General features: G+C 70.4%; 5 protein-coding genes. 1 reads left to right on the top strand and 4 read right to left on the bottom strand.

Annotation, left to right across the window (positions count from 1 at the left end):
- The 4 genes from AC1D1G_RS39730 to AC1D1G_RS39715 all read right to left on the bottom strand — a co-directional run.
- On the bottom strand, nucleotides 1–895 hold an 895-nt coding region (locus AC1D1G_RS39730; RefSeq protein WP_477956332.1), incomplete at its 3' end, for a phytoene/squalene synthase family protein.
- Between the two features lie 7 nt (nucleotides 896–902).
- Nucleotides 903–2,507 carry an alpha-(1->6)-mannopyranosyltransferase A gene (locus AC1D1G_RS39725; protein WP_477956331.1) on the bottom strand — a complete coding sequence of 535 codons (1,605 nt, stop codon included), beginning with the start codon at nucleotides 2,505–2,507 and terminating at the stop codon, nucleotides 903–905.
- A 121-nt stretch (nucleotides 2,508–2,628) separates the two neighbouring features.
- Nucleotides 2,629–4,227, bottom strand: a complete 1,599-nt coding sequence (gene crtI, locus AC1D1G_RS39720) for a phytoene desaturase family protein (RefSeq protein ID WP_477956330.1) — start codon at nucleotides 4,225–4,227, stop codon at nucleotides 2,629–2,631.
- 10 nt (nucleotides 4,228–4,237) lie between these two features.
- Nucleotides 4,238–5,335, bottom strand: a complete 1,098-nt coding sequence (locus tag AC1D1G_RS39715; protein WP_283352603.1) for a polyprenyl synthetase family protein — start codon at nucleotides 5,333–5,335, stop codon at nucleotides 4,238–4,240.
- 189 nt (nucleotides 5,336–5,524) lie between these two features.
- On the opposite strand from AC1D1G_RS39715, the gene metF reads away from it, so the two are divergent.
- Complete coding sequence (gene metF / locus AC1D1G_RS39710; RefSeq protein WP_477956329.1) at nucleotides 5,525–6,490, top strand: methylenetetrahydrofolate reductase [NAD(P)H]; 966 nt, start codon at nucleotides 5,525–5,527, stop codon at nucleotides 6,488–6,490.
- Nucleotides 6,491–6,517: the final 27 nt, after the last annotated feature.

Genomic DNA, 6,517 nt, shown 5'->3' with positions numbered 1-6,517 from the left:
GCAGCGCCGTCGCCCACCGGTTTCTCCGGGACACGGTGGCGCGCCGGTCGAGCACCCGGTAACCACCTCGCTCGATCTCGTCGAGAATGCGGGAATACAGCACGAACGCGGTCCGGATACCCGGTTGCACCCGCCGGTCCAGCATCGCGATGCCCGGTTCCGCGTCCCGGTACACCGACCGGGTGACCGAGATCAGGTGGGCGAGGGCCCGCACGATCCGCTGGTCCGTCGTGCCGCTGCGGCGACCGTGCGCGAGAAGTTCGGTGTCGACACCGAACGCGGCCAATTCGTCGGCCGGGAGATAGACCCGGCCCCGATCCAGGTCCTCGCCGACGTCGCGAAGGAAATTGGTCAGCTGGAACGCCTCACCGAGAGCCGCAGCGTGCGGTTCGGCATCGGCGACGGGCCCGGTGGTTCCGAGGACGGGCAGCATCTGCAACCCGATCACGACGGCCGATCCGTACATGTACGTCCGGAGTTCGGTCATGGTGCCGTACTCGGACCGATGCTCGGCAGTCCCCGGAACATCCATCCGCATGGACTGCAGGAACGCGAAGAAGTAGTCGTGGGGGATGTCGAAAGACGCGACGGTGTCGAGGAACGCGGGAAGGACCCGCCGCATCTCCCGTGAACACGCATCCGGCCCGACCGCGGTCCGGTCGGTGAAGCCGAGTCGCAGTACCGCGTCGATCCGATCGAGTTCGGCGGCGCAGCCGCCGGCCGTCCGGCCGGGATCGACGTCCACGATGTCGTCGACCGTGCGGGCGAACCCGTACAGGGAATGCACGGCGGCGCGGCGGCGCTCGGGAAGGAGCCGGGTCGCGAGATGGTAGGTGCGACCGTGCTCCGCCGTCACCGCGCCGCAGTACCGGTAACTGTCGGCCAGCTCGGTCATCAACCGGTCATTCGACGCGCGGCGACGACGCGGCACCCGCGAGGTCGGCGGTGCGCTGTTCCTCGACGGGCCGAGGTGTGCGCAGGCGCAGCGGGTCGACCGTGCGGAGCGACACGGCCGCGACGACCGCGGCGAACGTTGCGAGCACGACGTGCGGGAACGTGTAGAGGCCGATCGAACCGTCGGGCTGGAAGACCAGCATCAACCAGGTGGACAACCCGACGAGGATCATCAGGGTCCGGGTCGACAACGCGAAGCCGGCTGCGATGGCGATCGGCCACGAGTAGTACCAGGGCAGCGCGGCGGGCGACAGGATCACGATCGCGACCAGGACGATGAGGATTCCGAGAATCGCGTCACGCTCGGTCTTCCGGTAGCGCCACCAGGCCGCCAGCACGATCGCGACCAGCGCCACCGCGCAGATCGGGCGGGTGATGGCGAGCACCTCACCCAGCCGCAGTTCCGCGAACCACGACGTTCCGACGGTCACGATGTGGGCGAGGATCGTCGGCAGCGACAACCAGTTGATGATCTTGTTCGAACCGGACAGCGCGGTCATCCAGCCCAGTCCGACACCGGCGACGGCGGATGCGGCCGCGAAGATGGCCACGAACACGGCGAACCCTGCGCCCGCGGTCTTCGCGAACGACGCGAGCGGCGACGCGGGTGTGCGCCCCTCCGCCTCGGCCTTCTCCTTCTCGTGGAGCATCCAGATCCACACCATGAAGGGCAGCGCGGCGCCTGCGGTCGCCTTGATCGCGACCGCGACGGCGACGAGGGCGATCCCGGCGAGATGGCGACGTTCGAGGACGAGCGCGATGCCGGCGATCATCAGGCCGACCATCAGCAGCTCGTTGTGCACCCCGCCGATGAGGTGGACGAGGACCAGCGGATTGAGCACGGCGAGCCACAGGGCGATCGCCGGATTGCCGCCGAGGTGCCGCGCGAGGTGTGGAACCCCCCACACCATCAGCGCGAGTCCGGGCAGCATCGTCACGCGCAGAAGCATCGTCCCGGCGATCACGTTGTCGCCGGTCAGCCCCGTGATCCCCTGACTGAGGAGCAGGAACAGCGGACCGTACGGCGCGGTGGTGGTGGTCCACACGTTGCTGACGTTGTCGAGGAGGACTCCCGGGTTGACCACCGGCCCGAYGGCGTACGGGTCGAACCCGTCACGCAGGAGCGCACCCTGCGCCAGGTAGGAGTAGGCGTCGCGGCTGAACATCGGCACTGCGAGGAGCAGCGGCGCCGTCCACACCGGGACGATCATCCGCAACTGCCGGAGGGTGACGTCGCCGCCGAGCGTGGCACGACCCAACCGCACCCAGGCCGTGATCATCGCGACCACACCCACCCAGACGATGACCGTCGACAGGATCTGACCGTGACCGAACCGGAGCCACGACAGGTGCATCGCCTCGAGGAGTGGGTCCTCGCGACGGACGCTGCCCGCACCGAAACCACCGAACGTGATCATCACGGCGCCCACGAAACCGAGGATGGCAGCGTGCCCCTCCGGGCTGCGGAGGAAGTCGGCCGTGGTCTGGGGCCACGACCGCTGCGGCGTGGTCGTCGCAGCGGCGACGGTCGCCTGCCGGGCAGAGGACGTCATGAGTGCARATTCCTCCCCCGAGGTGAGTTCGGTTGCGGTCGGTGCGCTCATCGGCGTGCGCATCGCATGGTCGAGGACCCAGTTTAATTGCTGCCGGCACCAGTTCCCGCCACGCCTCGCCCTATCCTCCCGCACTTGATGCTTCCGTGGGTCTTTCCGCGCTTCGTGCTGCGGTGGGCCCGGTGATGCGGGCGGCCGCGAGCTTCCCCGACAGCAGGACGGTCGGAACTCCGACGCCCGGAACGGTGCCGGAACCGGCGAGCACGACGTTGTCCAGGCCTCTGACCAGGTTGGGGCGCCGGAACGGTCCGGTCTGCCGGAACACGTGCGCCGCCGCGAAGGGGCTGCCCGCCGCCATGCCCTTGCCGAGCCAGGTGAGGGGGGTGTCGACACGGTCGATCGTGAAATGCTCCGCGATCCCGCGGTACCCGCGCGTCTCGAGTTCGCGCAGCAGTTCGTTCACGTACGGGCCGGTCAGCGACGACCACTCCAGCGGTGCGCTGTGCAGGTTCGGGCAGGGCGCCAGCACCGACAGCGGTTCCGAGGGAATCCCCGAGCGGTCCAGGACGAGGCCCGGATCCGACAGGGCGGGCCGGGTGATCAGCAGCGACGGGTCCGTCATCAGCCGTCCGCGCCCCGCGCGGGCGGTGATCTCCGCGAACGTCCGCTTCCACGCGTGACCGAAATCGATGGTGTGGTGTCGTTGGGCGGCCCACTGCGACGCGACCGCGGTGGGGACGGTCCCGTGCAGGACCACGGCGGACGGCGACACCCGCACCCGCCGGGGGGTCCGGCGTGTCACCGGGCGGAGCAGTGCGTCGACGACGGCGGTGTCCGGGGTGAGCACCAGCGCGTCGCAGTCGATGCGGTCACCCGCCGCCGTGACGACGGCGCCGACGCGGTCGCCGGTTCGCTCGAGTGCCGCGACCTCGGTGTCGAACCGGATCTCGCCACCTGCTGTGGTGAGGGCATCGGCGAGGGCGAGCGCGATCGAGCGCATCCCGCCGCGGGGGAAGTAGACACCGAGCGAGGTGTCCATGTGGGCGATCGCGCCGTACACCGCGAGGGCGTCGGCGGGCGCGACCCCGGCGTACAGGGCCTGGAACGTGAAGATCCGGCGGAGTCTCGGATCGGTGATCGTGCGGTCGACGCGGGCGCCGAGCCTGCCGAACCCGCCCAGGGCGGTGAGCGTCAGCAGATCCCGCGCGGCCGCGGGGGACGAGACGAGATCCAGCGGCGAGTCGAAGTTCGCATCCATGAACCGGTGGTATTCGGCATCGAAGATCCGGCCGAGCCAGCGCCGCAGCCGCAGGTACCTGGCCGACTCCTCCGGCCCGCACACCCGGCTGACCTCGGCGACCATCGCGTCGGGATCGGAGTGCACGTCCAGCGAGGAACCATCGGCGAACCGCGCGTGATACGCCGGCGCCAGCCGCTCCAGGACGAGCGGCGGCCGGGTGGACGCGAAATCCGCGCCGACGGCGGCGAGGGCCTCGCCGACCAGTTCGGGCATCGTGAGGACGGTGGCACCGTTGTCGATGTCGTAGCCGGGACCACGGTAGGTGCCGACCCGGCCGCCCGGCGACGACTCCCGTTCGAGGACCGTGACCCGCCGGCCCGATCCGGCGAGGTGCAGAGCGGCCGAGAGACCGGCGAGACCCGCACCGACGACCACGACGTGATCGGTGCGGCCGGGAACCGTCCGGAGCGCGCGGGCCATCCCCGGACCCTCAGTAGTCGCGGCGCGTCGCGGCGACGGCCATCTCGGTGAGCTGCTGCTTCGCCTCGGCGGTGGCGGTGCTCGCCGCCAGCGTCGACAGCGCGTTCCCGACGAGTTCCTCGATCTGCTTCTCCACGTCCGCGACAGCGCCGAGCGACGTGATCGTGGTCCGGAGGGTGTCCACGTCCGAATCGGACAGATCGGTGCCGATGCCTTCGCGGAGGAGTTCGGCCGCCGCGGGGTCTTCGGCGTCGGCGCGCTGCAGCGACATCGCGAAGAGGACGGTTCGTTTGCCCGCCCGGAGGTCGTCGCCGGAGGGTTTCCCCGTCACGGCCGGATCGCCGAACACGCCGAGCAGGTCGTCGCGGAGCTGGAAGGCGATACCGATGTCGGTGCCGAATCGGCGGTACGCCGAAACCAGGGTGTCGTCGGCGCCTGCGAGCGCCGCGCCGAGGTGCAGGGGCCGCTCGATGGTGTACGCCGCCGTCTTGTACCGATTCACCTTCATGGCGGCGTCGATCGACTCGTCCGCCCGGGCCTCGTTGCTGATGTCGAGGAACTGCCCCCCGAGCACCTCGGTGCGCATCGCGGACCAGATGGGGGAGATGCGGGCCGACGCGTCCGGGGTGATGCCGGAGTCGCGGATCATGTCGTCGGCCCAGGCCAGCGCGAGGTCGCCGAGGAGGATCGCGACGCTCTCGCCGAAGTGAGCGGAATCACCGCTCCACGCCCCGGCGCGGTGCTGTTCCGCGAACTCGACGTGGACGGTCGGGAACCCGCGGCGCGTCGTGGAGGCGTCGATGATGTCGTCGTGGACCAGCGCGCAGGCCTGAACCAGTTCCAGCGCAGAGCAGGCGCGGAGCACGGGTCCGGCGTCGGGGCCGCGCGCGTCGCCGCCCGCCCCGAGCCAGCCGGTCCACGCGAAGGCCGGGCGGACCCGCTTGCCTCCGCGCAGGACGAAGTCTTCGAGCGTGGTCACGGCCTCGCGGTAACCACCACCCACGGAGTCGACGAGGTCCTGCCGGCTGGTGAAGAAGTCGCGAAGCGCATTTTCGACCTCGGCCGCGAGGGCGGCGGGGCGCGTTCCAACGGACAGTGTTGCCTCCAGGATCGAATTCTCGCGTGCGCGCCGAGACCGGCGACAGGCGTCGACACCACCATAGTGGGCGCCCTCCCGGGTGGCCGGATACCCGGATCCCGCCGCCCGCGCAGACGCAGTGGGTGCATTGCCCCGGGCACTACCTATGCTGGACGGGTGACATTCGATTCCGTCAGGGGGCGGGCCAGCGAAGGTTGGGTGACCCGCACTCCGTCCATCGTCGACCGGATCCGGTCGTCCAGCGACGGACGGGTCCCCTTTTCCGTCGAGTTCTCGCCGCCGCGTGACGAGGCCGCCGAGGCTCGCCTGTGGCGTGCCGTCCGGGAGTTCGAGCGGATGGGTCCAGCCTTCGTGTCCATGACCTACGGTGCGGGCGGGTCGACGCGGGACCGCACGGTCCGCGTCACCGGGCAGCTCGCCGAGGAGACCACCCTCCTGCCGGTCGCGCACCTCACGGCCGTGTCGCACAGTGTCGACGAACTGCGGTCGATGGTCGGCGCCTACGCCGACCGCGGAATCAGCAACATCCTGGTCCTGCGCGGCGACCCGCCCGGTGACCCGCTGGGCGAGTGGGAGAAGCATCCGGACGGAGTCGAGTACGCCGAGGACCTCGTCCGGCTCGTTCGCGACCTCGGCGACTTCCATGTGGGCGTCGCGTCGTTCCCGGAAGGCCACTACCGGGCGCCCGATCTCGCGCACGACACCCGGTACCTGGTGTCGAAGCTGCGGGCAGGCGCCGAGTACTCGATCACCCAGATGTTCTTCGACGTGGACGACTACCTGCGGCTACGCGACCGGGTGTCGGCGTACGACCCCGAACAGGGCGCCAAGCCGATCATCCCCGAGATCATGCCGATCACGTCGCTGCGGTCGGTCCGCCGCGTGCTCGAACTGTCGGGGTCGCGTCTCCCGGCGCACCTCGAGAACCGTCTCGCCGCGGCTGCCGGGGACGGTCCGGAGGAGAACCGCGCCGCCGTGCGCGAGATCGGCATCGACGTCGCAACCGAGATGAGCGAACGCCTCATCGCGGAGGGCGCACCCGGCCTGCACTTCATCACCCTCAACTTCGCGCGCGCCACGAGCGAGGTGCTGGCCCGGCTCGGCGACAAGGTCGGGTCGGGTGTGGCGGATCCCGCCGCGGTCACCCCGGCGCGGGTCAGCTGAGGCTCCGCCCCTTCCACCGGGTGCGCC

The sequence above is a fragment of the Rhodococcus sp. P3_B8 genome, from assembly GCF_056402775.1.
The sequence above is the reverse complement of the archived record's forward strand: the minus strand, read 5'-3'. Positions and strand labels throughout refer to the sequence as shown.

Excerpts from the sequence above, each read along its gene's own strand:
- crtI (WP_477956330.1), bottom strand. The coding sequence starts at position 4,227 with ATGGCCCGCGCGCTCCGGACGGTTCCCGGCCGCACCGATCACGTCGTG.